Below are 18,921 nucleotides of genomic sequence, written 5' to 3' on the forward strand. Positions count from 1 at the left end.
AATGCGCCGCCTATGGCTAAGCAAAAGAAACACCCCCAAGGCACCATCGCCCTTAACAAGAAGGCGCTGCACGACTATTCCATCGAACAGAAGTTCGAGGCCGGACTGGCTCTCGCCGGCTGGGAAGTGAAGAGTCTGCGCGCTGGCAAGGCGCAACTGGTGGACAGCTACGTGCTGCTCAAGGACGGCGAGGCATGGCTGCTCGGTAGCCACATTACCCCGCTGAAAACCGCCAGCACCCACGTGATCGCAGACCCGACTCGCACGCGCAAGCTGCTCTTGCACAAGCGCGAACTGGGCAAACTGTTCGGTGCAGTCCAGCAGAAAGGCTACGCCTGCGTGGCACTGTCGCTGTACTGGAAGAAGCACCTGATCAAGTGCGAGATCGCGCTGGCGAAAGGCAAGAAGGAATTCGACAAGCGCGCCACGGAGCGGGAACGCGATTCCGACCGCGAGATCCAGCGCGCCATTCGCAGCAAAGGCAAGGAATAACGGGCGAGTCTTCGCCCGCCGTCTCAGTGCCTCTGACGGCGCTGCGCCCGGGCCATTCTCTGAGCCTCCAACTGCGACTCCTCGAGCACTTCCTGCACATACTGGATGTGCTGATGTGAGATTTCCCGCGCCTCGATCGCCCGCCTCTCGATGATGGCCTCGTACAGCGCGCGATGCTGGCTCATCAGCATCTCGCGGGTTTCACCGCGCTGCATGTACATGCCGCCAATATTGGTTACCACGTTGTGCTTGAGCAGATCGAACAAGCCTCTGATGGTATGCAGTAGCACCGCGTTGTGGCTCGCCTCGGCTATTGCAAGGTGGAAACGAGCATCCGCCGCCCCCTCCTCCTCGCGAGTTGCGTTGCTGCCTGGCGCATAGCACCCCTGCAGCGCCTCGAAGGCTTCGGTCAGGCGCTCATGGTCCACCGGCGTCGCGCGCTGCGCCGCATAGAAGGCGCACGAGCCTTCCAGGGTATGGCGGAATTCCAGCAGATCGCGCTGGGCCTCCGGGTTGTTCTCCAGCAGCAGCAGCAACGGATCACTGAAGGTCGAGCCCAACTCGGCCGCCACGTAGTTGCCACCGCCCTGCCGACTGACCAACAACCCTCTGGCTACCAACTTCTGGATCGCCTCGCGAAGCGATGGCCGGGACACGCCAAACTGCTCGGCAAGCGCCCGTTCAGCCGGAAGACGCTCTCCCGCCCTCAAGGTGCCTTCGAGAATCATCGACTCCAGCTGGCTGACGATATCGTCCGACAGACGGCGCTGCCGTACCTGACCAAAACCCATAGCTCCATCCACCCTTCCACGCCCCTCAGGCGGCCTTATAACTCGGCGCTTTTGGCGCTTGCCGCAGCAGCCTAACCAGAGCATCACACACAGACAAGAACAACATCCAAAACAACCGATCGACCAAAGTTGTAGGGCGACAAATTGACACAACCACAACAAGGCTTTTACTCTGAGCCGTCGCTTTTGTAAATTGGTATTACCAATTATTCGACAAATAGCGCCGACTCGGTCTTAGCCTGCCGTTTCGCCACAAGCGAGGCGGTCACCGCCCGATCCGGCTAACAGGCACTCCAAAAACAATTAGGGAGCCACCCCAAGATGCAAACCTGGCAGCAGCTCTATACCCCCCTCGGCAGCCTCGGGCTGTCGGCGCTCGTAGCCCTGATCCCCATCGTGTTCTTCTTCCTCGCCCTTGCGGTTTTCCGCATGAAGGGCCACATCGCCGGCACCATTACTCTGGCGCTGTCACTGGCAGTCGCCATCATTGCTTTCGACATGCCCGCTGACATGGCCTTTGCCGCCGCCGGCTATGGCTTTGCCTATGGTCTGTGGCCGATCGCGTGGATCATCGTGGCCGCTGTATTCCTCTACAAACTCACGGTAAAGAGCGGCCAGTTCGAAGTGATCCGCAGCTCGGTGCTGTCGATCACCGACGACCAGCGCCTGCAGGTGCTGCTGATCGGCTTCTCCTTCGGCGCATTCCTTGAGGGGGCTGCTGGCTTCGGCGCTCCGGTAGCGATCACCGCTGCCCTACTCGTCGGCCTGGGCTTCAATCCGCTCTACGCGGCTGGCCTCTGCCTGATCGCCAACACTGCACCTGTAGCCTTCGGCGCCCTGGGCATCCCGATCATCGTCGCAGGCCAAGTCACCGGCATCGATGCGTTCAAGATCGGCGCCATGACAGGCCGTCAACTGCCGCTGCTGTCGATTATCGTGCCCTTCTGGCTGGTCGCCATGATGGACGGCTGGCGCGGCATCAAGGAAACCTGGCCAGCAGCCCTGGTGGCCGGCGCCAGTTTCGCCGTCACCCAGTACTTCACATCCAACTTCATCGGTCCGGAACTGCCGGACATCACCTCGGCGCTGGTCAGCCTGGTTTCCCTGACCCTGTTCCTCAAGGTATGGCAACCCAAGCGTGCAGAAGACGCTGAAGTGGTCGGCATTTCGGGTGGCGCAGCCGTGCTGGGCGGCTTCGGCGGTCCGCGCACCACCACACCTTCACCCTACAGCTTTGGCGAAATCGTCAAGGCCTGGTCGCCTTTCCTGGTTCTCACCGTGCTGGTGACCATCTGGACCCTGAAACCCTTCAAGGCCATGTTCGCCCCGGGCGGCGCACTGGAGCAGTTCGTCTTCCTGTTCGCCATCCCGCACCTGGACCAGTTGGTGATGAAAGGCGCTCCGATCGTTGCGACCGCCACAGCCATCCCGGCCGTGTACAAGTTCGACCCGGTATCGGCTACCGGTACCGCGATCTTCTTTTCGGCCCTGATCTCCATGGCCGTCCTTTCCATCCATGTAAAAATTGGTCTTACCACTCTTAAGGAAACATTCGTCGAGCTGAAGTGGCCGATCCTCTCTATCGGCATGGTGCTGGCATTTGCCTTTGTCACCAATTTCTCCGGCATGTCCACCACCCTGGCCCTGGTTCTGGCCGGTACCGGCGCGCTGTTCCCGTTCTTCTCGCCGTTCCTCGGCTGGCTGGGCGTGTTCCTGACCGGTTCGGACACCTCCTCCAATGCTCTGTTCGGCTCGCTGCAAGCAACCACTGCCCACCAGATCGGTGTCAACGACACCTTGCTGGTCGCGGCCAACACCAGCGGCGGCGTGACCGGCAAGATGATCTCCCCGCAATCCATTGCCGTTGCCTGCGCCGCAACCGGAATGGTCGGCAAGGAGTCGGACCTGTTCCGCTTCACCCTGAAGCACAGTCTGATCTTTGCCACCATGGTCGGCCTGATCACCTTGGCCCAGGCCTACGTGTTCACCGGCATGCTGGTTCATTGATAGCTGCCGTGGGAGTCTCCCTGCCGCTCTCGACAAGCCGGGCGGCAGTCGACTCTCTCGACAGGACTGTTGATAAGACTTGAGATAAAACGGTGCCGGCCAGCCCGGCGCCAGCAACCCAGAACCCGCCCTGCAAGGTTGCCGAAAGCTTTGGCGCCTATGCTGGACGGATAACCGGGACCACCCGGAGAAACGCCAGATGAGCGAGCTTTTCCATGACGCCGCGCCTAACGCCACCCGCGTTGCGCCGCCCCTGCCAGCCCCACGCACCTACCCCGTGCAAAAGCCGGCACAGGTCTACCTCTTCGGTACCTGCGTAGTCGATCTGTTCTTCCCCGAGGCCGGCCTGGATGCCATCCGCCTGCTGCAACGCGAAGGCATCAAGGTGCACTTCCCACAAGGGCAGAGCTGCTGCGGCCAGCCGGCCTATACATCCGGCTACACCGAGGAAGCACGCAAGGTCGCGAGGGCCCAGCTGGCGCTGTTCCAGGAGGACTGGCCCGTCGTGGTGCCTTCCGGCTCCTGCGCCGGCATGCTGCGTGAGCACTATGCAGAGCTGTTCAAGGACGAGCCGGAACTGTTGAAGCAGGCCCGCGCTTTAGCGGCACGGACCTTCGAGCTGGCCGAGTTCCTCCTGCATGTATGCAAAGTGCAGCTCAAGGACCAAGGCAGCCCGGTGAAGGTGGCGCTGCACACGTCATGCAGCGCACGCCGCGAAATGAACACCCACCTGCACGGCCGTGCCTTGTTGGCGCAGCTGGGCCAGGTGGAACGGATCGATCATGACCATGAGAGTGAGTGCTGCGGTTTTGGCGGCACCTTCTCGGTACGCATGCCGGATATTTCCGGTGCCATGGTCGCGGACAAGACCCGTGCCCTGAAGGAGTCCGGCGCCCACCAGGTGATCAGCGCTGACTGCGGCTGCTTGATGAACATCAACGGCGCATTTGAGAAACAAAAGGAAGCGCTGCGCGGGCAACATCTGGCGACCTTCCTCTGGCAACGCACCGGAGGAAGGCGATGAACATGGAAGCCCGTATCCCGGCGGTGCAACTGCACGATGATTTCAAATCCAGGGCCCACGAAGCCCTGGGGGATGGCCAGTTGCGGCGCAACTTCCGCAGTGCCATGGACTCGCTGATGGCCAAGCGCGCCAGCGCCTTCAGCGATGCCGACGAACGCGAGCGACTGCGTGCCCTGGGCAACCGCATCCGCGCCCGCGCGCTATCCAGGCTGCCCGAGCTGCTCGAGCAGCTTGAGCAGAACCTGACCCGCAACGGTGTGAAAGTGCACTGGGCGGAGACGGTGGACGAGGCCAATGCCATCGTCCTCTCGATCATCCAGGCTCACGAGGCCCGGCAAGTGATCAAAGGCAAATCGATGGTCAGCGAGGAAATGGAAATGAACCATGTCCTCGAAGGCCATGGCATCGAATGCCTGGAATCGGACATGGGCGAGTACATCGTCCAGCTCGACCACGAGAAGCCCTCTCATATCATCATGCCGGCAATCCACAAGAATGCCGGCCAGGTCGCGTCCCTGTTCCACGACAAGCTCGGCGTAGAGTACACCAGGGACGTCGACCAGCTTATCCAGATCGGGCGGCGTACCCTACGGCAGAAGTTCTTCGAGGCCGATATCGGCGTCTCCGGGGTCAACTTCGCCGTGGCAGAAACCGGCACCCTGCTGCTGGTGGAAAATGAAGGCAACGGCCGAATGTCCACCACTGTGCCGCCGGTGCACATTGCCGTGACCGGCATCGAGAAAGTGGTGCAGAACCTGCGCGACGTGGTGCCCTTGCTGTCCCTGCTGACCCGCTCCGCGCTGGGCCAGCCGATCACTACCTACGTCAACATGATCTCCGGCCCACGCAAGGCTGATGAACTGGACGGCCCAGATGAAGTCCACCTGGTGCTGCTGGACAACGGCCGCAGCCAAGCCTTCGCCGACAGCGAGCTGCGCCAGACGCTGAACTGTATCCGTTGCGGCGCCTGCATGAACCACTGCCCGGTGTACACCCGCGTTGGCGGCCACACCTATGGCGAGGTCTACCCCGGCCCGATCGGCAAGATCATCACCCCGCATCTTGTGGGCCTGGACAAGGTCCCGGACCATCCAAGCGCCTCCTCCCTGTGCGGCGCCTGTGGCGAAGTGTGCCCGGTGAAGATTCCGATTCCCTCGCTTCTACGCCGCCTGCGCGAAGAGAACATCAAGGCACCGGACGATCCGCACAAGGTCATGCGCGGCCAAGGCAGCAAGTACTCGCCCCGCGAACGGCTGTTGTGGAAAGGCTGGCGCATGCTCAACACCTCGCCTGCGCTGTACCGCGCCTTCAGCTTCCTGGCCACCCGCCTGCGCGGCCTCACGCCGAATAACATCGGCCCCTGGACGCAGAACCACAGCGCGCCGAAACCGGCCTCGCGCTCCCTGCACGAACTGGCCCGCGAACACCTGGGGAACGACTGACATGAGCGCCAAGCAGAACATCCTCGCCAAGCTGAAGAGAAGCCTGGAAGGCACCACGCCGATTGCCGACGAGTTCGACGAAGCCCTGGTGACCCAGCCCTGGAGTTACCCGGTCGAGCAGCGCATCCCGCGTCTGCGCCAACTGATGGAAGCGGTGCACACCGAAACTCACCTCACCTGTCGTGACGAGTGGCCGGCCCTGCTCGCGCGCCTGGTCACCGAACGCGGCCTGCCCAACCTGCTGATCGCCCCTGGCACCGAGCATGGTCGGAAAGTCCAGGAATACTGGCAGCAACACGCCATTCAGACTCCGCTCAAGGCCTACGATCGACCTATCGAAGAGTGGAAGGCCGAGCTCTTCAACGACACCGCCGCCAGCCTGACCGGCACCCTCGGCGGCATCGCCGCCACCGGCAGTCTGATCATATGGCCAACGCCTGATGAGCCACGGCTGATGAGCCTGGTGCCACCCGTGCATTTCGCCCTCCTGAGCGCCAGCGAGGTGCAGGACAACTTCTACGAGGTGCAGCAGAAGCACCGCTGGGCGGCCGGCATGCCGACCAACGCCCTGCTCGTTTCCGGTCCCTCCAAGACCGCTGACATCGAGCAGGTGCTCGCCTACGGCGCCCATGGGCCGAAGGATCTGGTGGTGTTGATCCTGGAGGATGCATGAGCCTGCCGATTCCGTTCCTCAATACGGTCGAAAAGCTGATCCCCCGCGAACGTCGCTACGATGATCCGCTGTCCACCTTGGCCTTCGGTACCGATGCCAGTTTCTATCGACTGATTCCCAAGCTGGTGATCCGCGTCGAGAGCGAAGCCGAAGTCATCGCCCTGCTCCAGGCCGCCCACACCGAACTCGTGCCGGTGACCTTCCGCGCCGCTGGTACCAGCCTTTCCGGCCAGGCCATTACCGATTCGGTGCTGCTGCTTTTGGGCGACAACTGGAACGGCCGCGAAATTCGTGACGGCGGCGCCCAGATTCGCCTGCAACCTGGCGTCATCGGCGCCCAGGCCAACGCCTGGCTTGCCCCCTTCGGCCGCAAGATCGGCCCTGATCCGGCCTCGATCAACGCCTGCAAGATCGGCGGCATCGTCGCCAACAACGCCAGCGGCATGTGCTGCGGCACGGCGCAAAACAGCTACCACACCCTTGCCGGCCTGCGTCTGGTACTGGCCGATGGCACCTTGCTGGACACTGAAGACGCGTCCAGCGTGGCCGCCTTCCGAAACAGCCACGCCACCCTGCTGGACCAATTGGCTGAACTGGGACGGCAGACTCGCGCCAATGCCGACCTGGCCATCAAGATCCGCCACAAGTACCGCCTGAAGAACACCACCGGCCTGTCGCTCAATGCCCTGGTCGATTACGACGAACCGCTGGACATCCTCAGCCACCTGCTGGTGGGCTCCGAAGGCACGCTCGGTTTCATCAGCGCGGTGACCTACGACACCGTGCCCGAACACCCGCACAAGGCCTCGGCGCTGCTGGTGTTCCCCGATGTGGAAAGCTGCTGCAAGGCCGTCACCCTGCTGAAAAGCCAGCCGGTGTCCGCGGTGGAGCTGCTCGACCGGCGCAGCCTGCGCTCGGTGGAGAACAAGCCGGGCATGCCGGAATGGGTCAAAGGCCTTTCGGCCAGCGCCTGCGCCCTACTGATCGAGTCGCGCGCCGCCAGCCAGAGCCTGCTACACGAGCAACTCAACCAGATCATGGCGTCCATCGCTGTGTTCCCGCTGGAGCAGAAGGTCGATTTCAGCGAAGACCCGACTGTCTACAACCAACTGTGGAAAATCCGCAAGGACACCTTCCCCGCCGTCGGCGCCGTTCGCCAGACCGGCACCACGGTGATCATCGAAGACGTCACCTTCCCCATCGAACAACTTGCCGAAGGCGTCAACCGCCTGATCGCCCTATTCGACAAGCACCATTACGCCGAAGCCATCATTTTCGGCCATGCCCTGGAGGGCAACCTGCACTTCGTCTTCACCCAGGGCTTCGACAGCCCGGAACAAGTGGCCCGCTACGACGCTTTCATGCAGGACGTGACGCAGCTGGTAGCGGTGGAGTTCGGCGGCTCGCTCAAAGCCGAACACGGGACCGGACGCAACATGGCGCCCTTCGTCGAGCTGGAATGGGGCAGCGACGCCTACCAGCTGATGTGGCGCATCAAGCGCCTGCTGGACCCGCGGGGCATCCTCAACCCCGACGTGGTCCTAAGCGAAGACCCAGATATTCATCTGAAGAACCTCAAGCCGCTGCCCGCTGCCGACGAGATCGTCGACAAGTGCATCGAATGCGGCTTCTGCGAGCCGGTCTGCCCGTCCAAGGGGCTGACCCTGAGCCCGCGCCAGCGCATCGTCATCTGGCGAGATATCCAGGCCAAGAAGCGCGCCGGCCTCGACACCACCGAGCTGGAGCAGGCTTATCAATACCAGGGCATCGAAACCTGCGCCGCTACCGGCCTGTGCGCCCAGCGCTGCCCGGTCGGCATCAACACCGGCGACCTGGTACGCAAGCTGCGCGGCGGCCAGGCCCACCACGCGGGCAGCGCCGCCTGGCTCGCGGGGCACTTCGCGACCGCGCTCAAGGGCGCGCGTTTGACACTGCGCGTGGCCAACGGCGCGCGCAAGGTACTCGGTGCGCCGCTGCTGGCGAAAACCTCCGGCGCCCTGCGCCAGCTCTCCGGCAACCGGCTGCCGCAATGGACACCAGCAGTGCCCCAGGCTGCGCGGCCCATCCAGCTCACCCCGGCGACCGTGGATGCACGCCCGCGCGTGATCTACCTCACCGCCTGCGTATCCCGCGCCATGGGGCCAGCGGCCTCTGACCGAGAGCAGGTGCCGCTGATCGACAAGACTCGCATGCTGCTGGAGAAGGCCGGATACCAGGTCGTTTTCCCCGAGAATCTGGAAAGCCTCTGCTGCGGCCAGCCCTTCGCCTCCAAGGGTTATCCACAGCAGGCCGATGACAAGCGTCGGGAGCTGATCGACGCCCTGCTAAAGGCCAGCCGCGGTGGGCTCGATCCGATCTACTGCGATACCAGCCCCTGCACCCTGCGCCTGGTGCAAGACGCCCTGGATGATCGCCTCAAGCTATTCGACCCGGTGCGTTTCATTCGCAGCCACCTGCTCGACCGCCTGGAGTTCACCCCGCAGGACAAGCCGGTGGCCGTCCACGTCACCTGCAGCACCCAGCACCTGGGTGAAGCCCAAGGACTGATCGACATCGTACGGCGCTGCACCAATGAGGTCGTCATTCCCGAAGGCATCCACTGCTGCGGATTCGCCGGCGACAAGGGCTTCACCACCCCCGAGCTGAACGCCCATTCGCTGCGCTCGCTGAAGGAAGCGGTGCAGTACTGCGAGGAAGGTGTTTCTACCAGCCGAACCTGCGAAGTCGGCCTGACCCAGCACGGCGGTATCGACTATCACGGGCTGGTCTACCTGGTAGACCGCGTCACCCGCCCCCGCCCCGACGCCTGAGCAGGCGCGGGCGGAGCTTTTCGTCACACCGTCGGATGGGGTCGGCCAAGTTGGTAAAATGCGCGATACCCATCGCTGTGGGACGGTGGGTACCACTTCGCTCAATCCACCCCACGGCAAATCCAACGCCCCTCCAGACCTTTCCTATACTGCAGGGCACCCCATCCTGACTGGAGGTTCGCTATGCGCCGTCTTGCCATTTTCCTTGCCGCCGCTGTGCTCAGTACTCCGCTCTGGGCTGCACACTGCCCAGCCGACATGGCCAAGATCGATCAGCTGCTGAAAACCGACCCGCCTGCCGACCCCACAGTGCTTGAAGAAGTGAAAAAGCTTCGCGCCGAGGGTGAAGCGCTGCACAAGTCCGGCGACCACGCAGAGTCGGTCAAGGTGCTGGGCGAAGCCCTGAACCTGCTGCAATCCAGCGAGTAGCCCTAAGCCTCCTGGCCGAGCAACGACAGCGCGATTCGCCGTACCTGCTTGAGGTCCACGGGTTTGCTCAAGCAAGCATCCGCCCCCCGGCGACGCGCTTCGGCCAGGAGTTTCTCGTCTACCGCAGCGCTCACCACCAGTACCGGCGTTTGCGCCAGGCGGGCATCGCCGCGAACGAAATCGAGCACCTCCAAACCGTCGCCGTCAGGCAGATCCAGATCCAGCAGCAACAACGCCGGCGTACTGGCCTCCAGCATCGTCACGGCCCTACCCACCGACCCGGCACCGCGAACATCAGCCAAGTCCCTGAGCCCCTCTTGCAGCACCTTCAGGCAGGCCGGGTGGTCCTCCACGCATAGCACCTCTGGCAGCGATTGAGGCTCGCTGACCTCCGGCTCGGCCGGCACCTCGGCCTCACTGCGCTCCGCCGCACTGGGCAGGTCGATCCAGAAGCGACTGCCGACATCCGGCGCACTACTGACGCCCATCTCACCGCCCATCAGCTCTGCCAGTTCACGGCAGAGCACCAGGCCGATCCCGGTTCCGGGAATGGTGGAATTCTCTCGCCCCAGCCGCTGGAAGGGCTGGAAGAGCATGGCCTGCTGTTCCGGGCTCAGGCCCGGACCACTGTCGGCCACCCACAGACGCACGCCTGCGGCACGCACCTCATAACCCATGCTGACCATTCCCTGCGGGCTGTTGTACTTCATCGCGTTGGACAACAGGTTCAGCACCACTTGACGCAGCCGGCGCGCATCCGCCAACACATGCAAAGGCGGCTCGGGCGGAGGCATCTGTTGCAGCTGCAATCGGCGCGCCTGCAATTCCGGCTGGATCAACTCAGCGCAGCTGGCCAGCAGCGGCCCGATATCCACGGGCGTCAATTGCAGCTGTTGGCGGCGACTCTCGATGCTCGACAGGTCGAGAATGTCGTCCACCAACGAGGTCAGGTGACGACTGGCGTTGACGATCTCGTGGGCGTAGTCGCCCTCTACCTTGCGATCCTCCCGCCCCTCGGCTTCCAGCCCGATCAACTGGGCGAATCCATTGATCGCATTGAGCGGCGTGCGAAGCTCGTGGCTCATGCTGGAGAGGAATCGGCTCTTGGCCTGGCTGGCGGCCTGGGCTTCGCGCGTTGCCAGACGCAACTCTTCCTCCACTTCCTTCAAGCGCGTGATGTCCACATGGGTGCCCGCCACCAGCAAGGCGTGACCGTCGGAATCGCGCTCCAGAACCTTGCCGCGACTAAGCAGCCAGGCATAGTTCCCCTCGGCGTCGGCAAAGCGATACTCGGCATCGAAGTTGTCCTGCTCGCTGCTGGAGAACAGCAAGCGCAGGCGCCGCGCTCGCTCGACGTCATCCGGATGCACCCGATCGTTGAATTCGTTGAGGGGCAAGTGGTCGCTGCGCAAACCAAAACGCTTCACGAAGCGCCCGCTCATCTTGATCGACTGGCTGCCCGCATCCACCTCCCACAGGCTTTCCGTGGTGCTCTCAAGTACCAGGTCAAGGTTGCGCCGGGCCTCCAGGCGCTCCTCCTCGCTGGCCTGCAGCTGCGAGCCGCTCAGCTGCACAGCCTCAGCGAGTGCCTGCAACTCAGCGATTCGGCTGGTCGGTGCAGGAGGCCGGAAATCGCCTACGCCAATGCGTTGCATCATCCCCATGATGCCTGCCATGGGCTGCGCCAGCTCATTGCTGAGACGCCGCGAGCGCGACCACATCCAAGCGAAGAACAAGGCATAGAAGAACGCCAAGCCGGCGATCAGCAGGTAACCGATCTGCTGGTAGCGCTCGGCCAGGCGGTTGGTTTCGCGAAAGATGTTCGCTTCGTCCACCACCATCATCAACCGCCAGCCGGTCTGCGGAATCTCGCTCCAGGCCACCAACTGCTTGCGTCCCCCCAACTCCACCTCCTGCACGTTGCCCTTGCCGGCGGCCATGGCATCCAGCAACGGCTGCATCTCGCGGTGGCGGGTCAGGCTGAAATCCTCTGGCTTAAGCACTTCGCGGCGAACGGCCTCTTCATAGGAATAACGGGTCAGCTCACGCAGTCCGAAATCACGCTCCCCCGCCTCGGGCAGGGCCATGATGCTGTGGTCGCGGCTCACCAGCATTGCGTATCCCTGCCAGGGCACTTTGAGATCACCGATTTCGCTGAGCATTTGCCCGACGGTGATATCCAGCCCGACCACCCCCTCCAGAAAGTCGCCTCGGTAGACCGGCGCAATGGCCGACATCATCCAGCCCAACCCGGCAGGGTCCAGGTAGACGTCGGTCCAGGCCATCTTGCGTTGCGGGTTGTGCTTGGCGTCGGCGAGGTAATAGAAGTTGTAGTTCGGTATCACCATGTCATGGGGATACTGCTCGGGCGTCATGAAGAAAGGAAAGATGCGGTTATAGCTGTCCCAGCTGTTGAAATAGACCGCCGCCACCAACGGATTGGCCTCCCGGATCGAACGCATCAGCGGGTCCACCTGCGACAGACGCAGCGCCTTGTCGTGGTCCTGGCGTTCTACCGGCGTGCTGCTGGCATAAAAGGAGGCGGCCCGGCCGTTGTCGGTCTTGGTATAGAGCACACCGTCCGAACTCAGCACATGACGGTCACGCTCGAGCTGGTCCGGCTTGAAGCTGCGATCCTGCAGCGCACGCCCAACCGCGTCACGAAACAGTCGCGTAGGCACCTCGATACTTTGCAGGCGCACGTCGATGACCTTGCCCTCACGCTGCACCGCACTGCTCAAGTCCTCCAGCGCACTCTGCTGCAGGTAATCGACCTGCGCATCACGGATCGCGCTGTTGGTCAGCAGGTAGGCAGTGATCAGCACTGACTCCACCAGCACCAACGGGATCAGGGCGCTTTGGACGAATGCACGCCATATCCACTGGCGCAGGGGAGTTCGGGCGGAACGCGGCATGGCGACGTCTCAGCTCAAAAAGTCTTCCTGACGATAGCTTGCAATCATACCGCAAGCCCCCATATAGCTGGCATGGACGAATACACCAAATGCGCAGTCGACGCTGCGCGGCCCATGCCGTAGAATAGACGATGTTGTACACCCAGCAGTTTTGGGGCCGATTAGGATTCGACGCCGGTAACAAAACTCTAGGGGCATGCCGAGCTGGTAGCAGACCTCGTAAATTAGCTGCTGCAAACTATTAGTTGCCAACGACGACAACTACGGGGCGGCCCTCGCGGCCTAACCCTTCTGGCGGCTTCGGCTGCCAGCAGTCACTAGGGGATGCCTGTAAACCCGAAACGACTGTCAGATAGAACAGGATCGCCGCCAAGTTCGCTGTAGACGTAACGGCTAAAACTCATACAGCTCGCTCAGAGCACCCTGCCAGTCGGGCCGCAATGAGCTAACTCAGTAGACTTGGCTAAGCATGTAGTCCCGAAAGCGGAGAGCTGGCGGACGGGGGTTCAAGTCCCCCCGGCTCCACCATACAACCATCTAAAGACGTCCTCGGACGTCTTTTTTTGTGCCTGAAACCCAGTAAAAACGGGGCTTTCAGCGTTATCACGATCCGATAGCGTCCAGCGGGATCCATGAGATTCTGTATTCCAAGTGGTATTCCAAGCCCTCAGCTGGTAATTTTTGGAATACACAAACAGCACTGGAATACACCATGGGTGCCCAAGCCACGCGCCTTTCAGACCTCAAAGTCAAAGCCGCCAAACCTAAGGAAAAGGACTACACGCTCACTGATGGCAATGGACTTCAATTGCGAGTGAGAATCAATGGCTCAAGGCTGTGGAATTTCAACTATATCCATCCCGTAACCAAAAAACGGATCAACATGGGACTAGGCACCTTCCCCGAGGTGAGCCTGGCTCAAGCACGCAAGCGAACCGTTGAGGCCAGGGAGCTCGTCGCTCAGGGACTAGATCCCAAAGAAAGGCGCAATGCTGATCGACAAGCCAAAAAGGCAGCGACTGAGCATACGTTCCAGAACGTGGCAACGGCCTGGTATGAACTGAAAAAGGATGCGGTTACCCAGGCCTACGCCGAGGACATCTGGCGCTCTCTCACGCTACACATCTTCCCTGACTTGGGCACCACCCCCATCTCTGCCATCAACGCCCCTCAGGTCATCAATCTGCTCCGCCCGCTCGAAACCAAGGGCAGCCTTGAGACCGTTAAACGGCTGACGCAGCGGCTCAACGAAATCATGACCTACGGGGTCAACTCGGGACTGATTCACGCGAACCCGCTCAGTGGGATCCGCTCCGTCTTCAAGAAGCCGAAGAAGAAGAACATGGCGGCACTGCCCCCAGATGAGCTGAAAGAGCTCATGGTGGCAATCGCCAATGCCAGCATCAAAAGAACGACCCGCTGCCTGATTGAATGGCAGCTTCACACCATGACCCGGCCAGCCGAGGCAGCGACCACCCGCTGGGCGGACATCGACATCGAGAAGAAGGTCTGGACAATTCCCGCCGAACGAATGAAGAAACGCCGCACGCACATTGTCCCGCTCACGGAACAGGCGCTGGCGCTTCTGGAAGCGATCAAGCCTTACAGCGGACATCGCGAATACGTCTTCCCTGCAGACCGTAACCCGCGCACCCACTGCAATAGTCAGACTGCCAACATGGCCCTGAAACGCATGGGTTTCGAAGGGCGCCTGGTCAGCCATGGCATGCGATCAATGGCCAGCACCATCCTCAACGAACACGGCTGGGATCCAGAATTGATCGAGGTAGCGCTTGCCCACGTCGACAAGGACGAGGTTCGCAGCGCCTACAACCGGGCGGACTACATTGAGCGCAGGCGCCCGATGATGACCTGGTGGAGCGAGCACATCCAAGAAGCAGCTATGGGCAATCTGTCGGTGTCAGCTGTCAAGGAGAATCGGGACAGAAAAGTCGTTTCGATACGCTGATAAATGGGTAACTACCGGAAAGCAGCCATACTGCCCCAACAAGATCAGTAGTAATTCAATCGTAGTGAACCCAGCGTTGATCTTCGAAGCTGTATTCGTATTTTGAAAAGGAGTCCCCGGCGGCTGAAGGCACAGCCAAATAGGGACGTCCTTCCCTCACTCGGTAGATCACCTCCGGCTGGAAGACGGCAATCCGTACTGCCGGAAGTCTTGGCAGATGCTTGGGGCTGAGGGCCGCAAGAGTTTCCGGATAGCCCCCATTTTCCTGCTTGAAGTCTTCGATCGCCTTGGCGATAGGCGATGCCATTCCCGGGGTAAGCTTGTCGGTTTTTAACACCGCCACAACCGCCAGGGCTGAAACAACCATCATCACGACCACTCGCCGGCACAGGCGTGCGCACCACGCTTTATCTTTAATAACGAGAAATGCTGCCAGCGCAGTGGGAATCCCCAGCAGAACGACACCAATCAGCACCATCATTGAAAGAATCGCCGTGCCGAATAGCACAGCAGGTACAACTGTGAGCAGAAGCACTAAAACCCACGTAATGCGAATTTCGCTTACCCAGGCTTCCCAACGCTTTCTACAAAACTCTGTCATGGTGAGGCTCTGAAACCCTTATGTGCGATAATAAACAAGCAAAGCCATTTCTATTACCTCCCGAACGCCGCAAAGACTCTCATCCTCCGCTGCATCAATCCACCCAGGAAGCATTGAAATCATTTCCAGACCCTCTTCATCCAGCTTTCCGCTCCGAGGAAGCAGTATCTCAGCGACCCAAGCCGCCTCTAGCGCAGTCCCATTCAGCACATCGAACAAGCACAACCGGAGCATATAAAGACCATACCGCTCTTTCTTGGCAGCATCAATTGCAGCCCTGACAGCGTTAGCCTTATTTGAATTGGGAACACGCATTATAAACAGCCCCCGCGTCACACCAAAAAATTCAGGACCTGATAAAAGCGCATGAAATTCAATTCAGATTCGCCAAACCCTAATAGCAAGGCGATTCTTTAAGCACGACCAGAGCGACAATCAAACCACCCACACGCCCCTACCGCATCATTACCTTTAACAAGTTAAGCTCCAGCGCAATGATGCGCCATAACATCCTCTACATCCATCAATCGAAGATCAGGAAAAAGGATGTCATTCCCCCTCAAAAGCTTATACCAATTTAAGTCACTCTCAAAATACTCCACCTGCGCCTCTGTTAAAGAAAAGGGATTCCTACTCCCCAGCGCACTCCATTTCAATTTATCCGAAAAACGATCAATTAATCCAAAAGACCATGGAATGGTTTTATTGGAAAATAATTGCCTCCACCCCCAGAGCCCTTCAAACCGTTCAATTAGCTCTACTGACCAAGGCAGAGCCTCATTTGAAGAAAGCACCTCCCAAAACCATTTCCCCTGAAATCGTTCAATCAACTCAAGCGACCAAGGTAAAGCCATATTTCTAGAAAGACCCACCCAATCCCAATGATCTTCGAAACGTTCGACCAAATCAATCGACCAAGGTAGGGCTTGGTTTTCAGACAATGCAGACAACTTAAATCGCCCCGAAAAATAATCGATAAAGCCGACAGACCACGGGATCTTTTTATTTTTAAACAACACATCCCAATCCCAGTGATCTTTAAAACGCTCCACAAGAAAAATTGACCAAGGCAAAGCCACATTGCGAGACAGCGTAGACCAACACCAGCAATCCTCATAACGTTCGATCAACTCGACGGACCATGGTAGAGCAGTATTATTGGAAAGCTGCAGCCAATTCCAGCGACCCTCAAAGTTCTCAATCAGATCTACTGACCATGGCAACCCTTTATTCTCAGACAACCCAGACCAGTCCCAACGCCCCTCAAAACACTTGAGCAACCCAAATGACCAAGGAAGCGTGGGAACAAGACTCAGACTTCGCCAATTCAAAGAATCCGCATAATACACTATCAACTCCGCCGACCACGGAATGGAAAAGTTATAACTAAGACACTCCCACTCCCAACGATCTTTAAAGTGATCAATTAGCCCGAGTGACCACGGCAGATACTCATTACTAGAAAGCCCCTCCATTGCCTCCCAGTCCCAGCGCCCCTCAAAGCGCTCAATCAGTTCGATTGACCATGGCAAGTCTTGTCTTATGGACAGCCCCCACCAGTCCCAACGACTCTCAAAGCGCGCTATCAGTTCGTCTGACCATGGCAATGATTTATTTTGAGAAAGACCCGACCAGCACCATCGTTCCTCAAAACGCTCAATCAATTCGAATGACCAAGGTAACGCGGTATTCATGGAAAGGGCTTTCCAGTTCCAGCGATCCTCATAACGCTCAATCAAATCGATTGACCAAACCAAGGCTCTATTACAGGATATTCCAGCCCAGTCCCATTGCGTCAGATAGGATTCTAAAAGATCGCCAGAAAGCACCTGCTTACAGGACAGAAAGCTTTTTGTACCCTTAAATGAAACTCGCTTGAGCATGGCAACTAGCCGCCCCCGCTCAAGTTCCATGCACATAGCCTGTCGCCTGCCGGCCATCGGCACCTGCTCCGGATAGTGATTAACACTTGCAGGTAGCGATTCGCGGCGAGATTCTTGCTCACTCATAGATTTGCCTCAATACTCCTGATAGGAGGAACGCTACATGAACCGCCTCGGCGATGAAACCTGTCGACGGCATTGCAAGTACGCAGGCGACGTTTTACACAGCTTGGGTCGATGGCGCGTTAGAATTTTCGTAGAAGCGCCAGAATCGGTCATTTTTTGAGCTACAGAGACAGCTCCCGCCAAAGTCGGATTTTTCAACAGAATCGGTCGACTGCCGCCGTCACAGCCTTAGTTCTGATGCACACGACACAGCAATTCGATTCGAAAAAATCTCAGCCCTACATAACAGCAATGACACCCCTACCAAGGAGCTTCTAACCATGTCATTGCAGTGCCCTCGCTGCCACTCCCCAAAAGTCGCTTCCTTCCACCACGCCATGAAAGTCGGCGCGGCCATCGGCACCGTCGGTGGTATTGCGCGTGGCGTCAGCACTGCCCTCGCTGGTGGTCAGGCCGGCGCAGCGCTCGGTGCTTTCGCCGGGCCCATCGGCATCACGCTCGGAACCGTGTCGGGCGCCATCCTTGGTGGACTGGCTGGCGGTGTTAGTGGCTGTGCGCTCGGCGCCCAATTGGGCGAATCGCTCGACCGCCACTTCCTGGCCCATAACCTCTGCCTGCTCTGCGGACATCGCTTCAACCTGCCGGCCTAGTCCGGCGCCCCCCTCTCCTCATTTCATTCGTCCGGTCGGTGCTGCGCCTCGCGCAGCGCTTTATGCCGGCCTGCACCCAAAAGGAATCTCAAGAATGGCACATCTCGTCGAAACCATGGCCTACGCTGGCGCCACTCCGTGGCATGGCCTGGGCAATCAACTCACCCAGAAGCAACCCATCGAAGTCTGGCAGCGCGAAGCGGGCATGGACTGGCAAATACTGGAGAGCCCCGTGCACTTCAAGTCGGATGCCGTTGGCCATCTGGGCGCCATCCACTCCTTCCCCGAGCAGAAGGTGCTCTACCGCTCGGATACCAAGGCGCCGCTGTCGGTGGTTTCCCAGCGCTACCACACGGTGCAACCTCGGGAAGTGATGGAGTTCTACCGGGATCTGACCGAGGTCTCCGGCTACGAGCTGGAAACGGCCGGTGTGCTCAAGGGCGGTCGAAAGTTCTGGGCGCTGGCACGTACCGGGCAAGGTGCAGCCCTGAAGGGCAACGACCAGGTGAACGGCTATCTGCTACTGGCCACCTCGTGCGACGGCACCCTAGCCACTACGGCCACGCCGACCACCGTGCGTGTGGTCTGCAACAACACTCTGACCATCGCTCTGGATGGCACCAGCCGAGCGATCAAGGTGCCGCACAACACCCGCTTCGATCCGAAGGCAGTGAAGAAGCAGCTGGGCATCGCCGTCTCAGGCTGGGACGACTTCATGTACCGCATGCGCGCGTTGGCCGAGCGCAAGGTGCAGTGGCATGAGGCACTGGGCTTCTTCATGAACGTGCTGTGCGAAACCACGCCGACCTCCGCCTTGCCGGAAGTGCTGCCCAACGAGCGCGCCCTGCGCAAAGTCCAGGAGCTGTACGAAGGCCGTGGCCGGGGCAGTCAACTGGACTCGGCTCGCGGTACCGCTTGGGGGCTGCTCAACGCCGTGACCGAGTACGTTGACCACGAACGCCGTGCCCGCAGCAACGAGTACCGCATGGACTCGGCTTGGTTCGGTCAGGGTGCGCAGATCAAGCAACGCGCGCTGGACACCGCTCTGCAATTGGTCGCCTGACTCCTTACTTCCTCCACCCCCATGACGCCCGGTCAGCCTCGCCGCT

14 protein-coding genes and 1 other RNA gene are annotated in these 18,921 nt (G+C 60.1%); 11 read left to right on the forward strand and 4 right to left on the reverse strand.

Features of this window, described 5'->3' with window-relative positions:
- Positions 1 to 12 precede the first annotated feature (12 nt).
- Positions 13 to 492, forward strand: a complete 480-nt coding sequence (gene smpB, locus J7302_RS21595; RefSeq protein WP_215379470.1) for an SsrA-binding protein SmpB — start codon at positions 13 to 15, stop codon at positions 490 to 492.
- A 23-nt stretch (positions 493 to 515) separates the two neighbouring features.
- Here the strand turns inward: smpB and J7302_RS21600 are convergent, their stop codons facing one another.
- Positions 516 to 1,283, reverse strand: a complete 768-nt coding sequence (locus J7302_RS21600) for an FCD domain-containing protein (RefSeq protein WP_215379472.1) — start codon at positions 1,281 to 1,283, stop codon at positions 516 to 518.
- Positions 1,284 to 1,604: 321 nt separating this feature from the next.
- On the opposite strand from J7302_RS21600, the gene J7302_RS21605 reads away from it, so the two are divergent.
- The 6 genes from J7302_RS21605 (at position 1,605) to J7302_RS21630 (ending at position 9,668) form a co-directional block, all read left to right on the forward strand.
- On the forward strand, positions 1,605 to 3,290 hold the full coding sequence (locus J7302_RS21605) for a lactate permease LctP family transporter (protein WP_215379475.1): 1,686 nt from the start codon (positions 1,605 to 1,607) through the stop codon (positions 3,288 to 3,290).
- 199 nt (positions 3,291 to 3,489) lie between these two features.
- Positions 3,490 to 4,314, forward strand: a complete 825-nt coding sequence (locus J7302_RS21610) for a (Fe-S)-binding protein (protein ID WP_215379477.1) — start codon at positions 3,490 to 3,492, stop codon at positions 4,312 to 4,314.
- Positions 4,311 to 5,756: a LutB/LldF family L-lactate oxidation iron-sulfur protein gene (locus tag J7302_RS21615; protein WP_215379479.1), complete on the forward strand. Its 1,446-nt coding sequence runs from the start codon at positions 4,311 to 4,313 to the stop codon at positions 5,754 to 5,756. The genes J7302_RS21610 and J7302_RS21615 overlap by 4 nt, the downstream gene beginning before the upstream one ends.
- A gap of 1 nt (position 5,757) precedes the next feature.
- On the forward strand, positions 5,758 to 6,429 hold the full coding sequence (locus J7302_RS21620; RefSeq protein ID WP_215379482.1) for a LutC/YkgG family protein: 672 nt from the start codon (positions 5,758 to 5,760) through the stop codon (positions 6,427 to 6,429).
- On the forward strand, positions 6,426 to 9,239 hold the full coding sequence (locus J7302_RS21625) for an FAD-binding and (Fe-S)-binding domain-containing protein (RefSeq protein WP_215379486.1): 2,814 nt from the start codon (positions 6,426 to 6,428) through the stop codon (positions 9,237 to 9,239). Before J7302_RS21620 ends, J7302_RS21625 begins: the two co-directional genes overlap by 4 nt.
- 183 nt (positions 9,240 to 9,422) lie before the next feature.
- Positions 9,423 to 9,668, forward strand: a complete 246-nt coding sequence (locus J7302_RS21630) for a hypothetical protein (protein ID WP_215379490.1) — start codon at positions 9,423 to 9,425, stop codon at positions 9,666 to 9,668.
- Positions 9,669 to 9,670: 2 nt separating this feature from the next.
- Here J7302_RS21630 and J7302_RS21635 read toward each other — a convergent pair whose 3' ends face one another.
- Positions 9,671 to 12,583, reverse strand: a complete 2,913-nt coding sequence (locus tag J7302_RS21635) for an ATP-binding protein (protein ID WP_215379493.1) — start codon at positions 12,581 to 12,583, stop codon at positions 9,671 to 9,673.
- A 153-nt stretch (positions 12,584 to 12,736) separates the two neighbouring features.
- Between J7302_RS21635 and ssrA the strand changes: the two genes are divergently transcribed.
- Both ssrA and J7302_RS21645 read left to right on the forward strand, forming a co-directional pair.
- Positions 12,737 to 13,111: a transfer-messenger RNA gene (gene ssrA / locus J7302_RS21640) on the forward strand.
- Positions 13,112 to 13,295: 184 nt separating this feature from the next.
- Positions 13,296 to 14,552: an integrase domain-containing protein gene (locus J7302_RS21645; RefSeq protein WP_215379496.1), complete on the forward strand. Its 1,257-nt coding sequence runs from the start codon at positions 13,296 to 13,298 to the stop codon at positions 14,550 to 14,552.
- A gap of 55 nt (positions 14,553 to 14,607) precedes the next feature.
- Here the strand turns inward: J7302_RS21645 and J7302_RS21650 are convergent, their stop codons facing one another.
- Positions 14,608 to 15,153: a hypothetical protein gene (locus J7302_RS21650; RefSeq protein ID WP_215379499.1), complete on the reverse strand. Its 546-nt coding sequence runs from the start codon at positions 15,151 to 15,153 to the stop codon at positions 14,608 to 14,610.
- Positions 15,154 to 15,632: 479 nt separating this feature from the next.
- Positions 15,633 to 17,162 (reverse strand): hypothetical protein, encoded by a 1,530-nt coding sequence (locus J7302_RS21655; RefSeq protein ID WP_215379502.1) that lies wholly within the window; start codon positions 17,160 to 17,162, stop codon positions 15,633 to 15,635.
- Between the two features lie 320 nt (positions 17,163 to 17,482).
- Between J7302_RS21655 and J7302_RS26660 the strand changes: the two genes are divergently transcribed.
- Together J7302_RS26660 and J7302_RS21665 are read left to right on the forward strand one after the other, a co-directional pair.
- Entirely contained in the window at positions 17,483 to 17,812 is a 330-nt protein-coding gene (locus J7302_RS26660; RefSeq protein ID WP_251702190.1) for a hypothetical protein, read from the forward strand.
- A gap of 94 nt (positions 17,813 to 17,906) precedes the next feature.
- Positions 17,907 to 18,875, forward strand: coding sequence for a DUF932 domain-containing protein (locus J7302_RS21665; RefSeq protein ID WP_215379509.1), 969 nt, complete (start codon positions 17,907 to 17,909; stop codon positions 18,873 to 18,875).
- Positions 18,876 to 18,921: the final 46 nt, after the last annotated feature.

The organism is Metapseudomonas boanensis (assembly GCF_018704125.1).
In the GTDB taxonomy this organism is placed as follows: Bacteria; Pseudomonadota; Gammaproteobacteria; order Pseudomonadales; family Pseudomonadaceae; genus Metapseudomonas; species Metapseudomonas boanensis.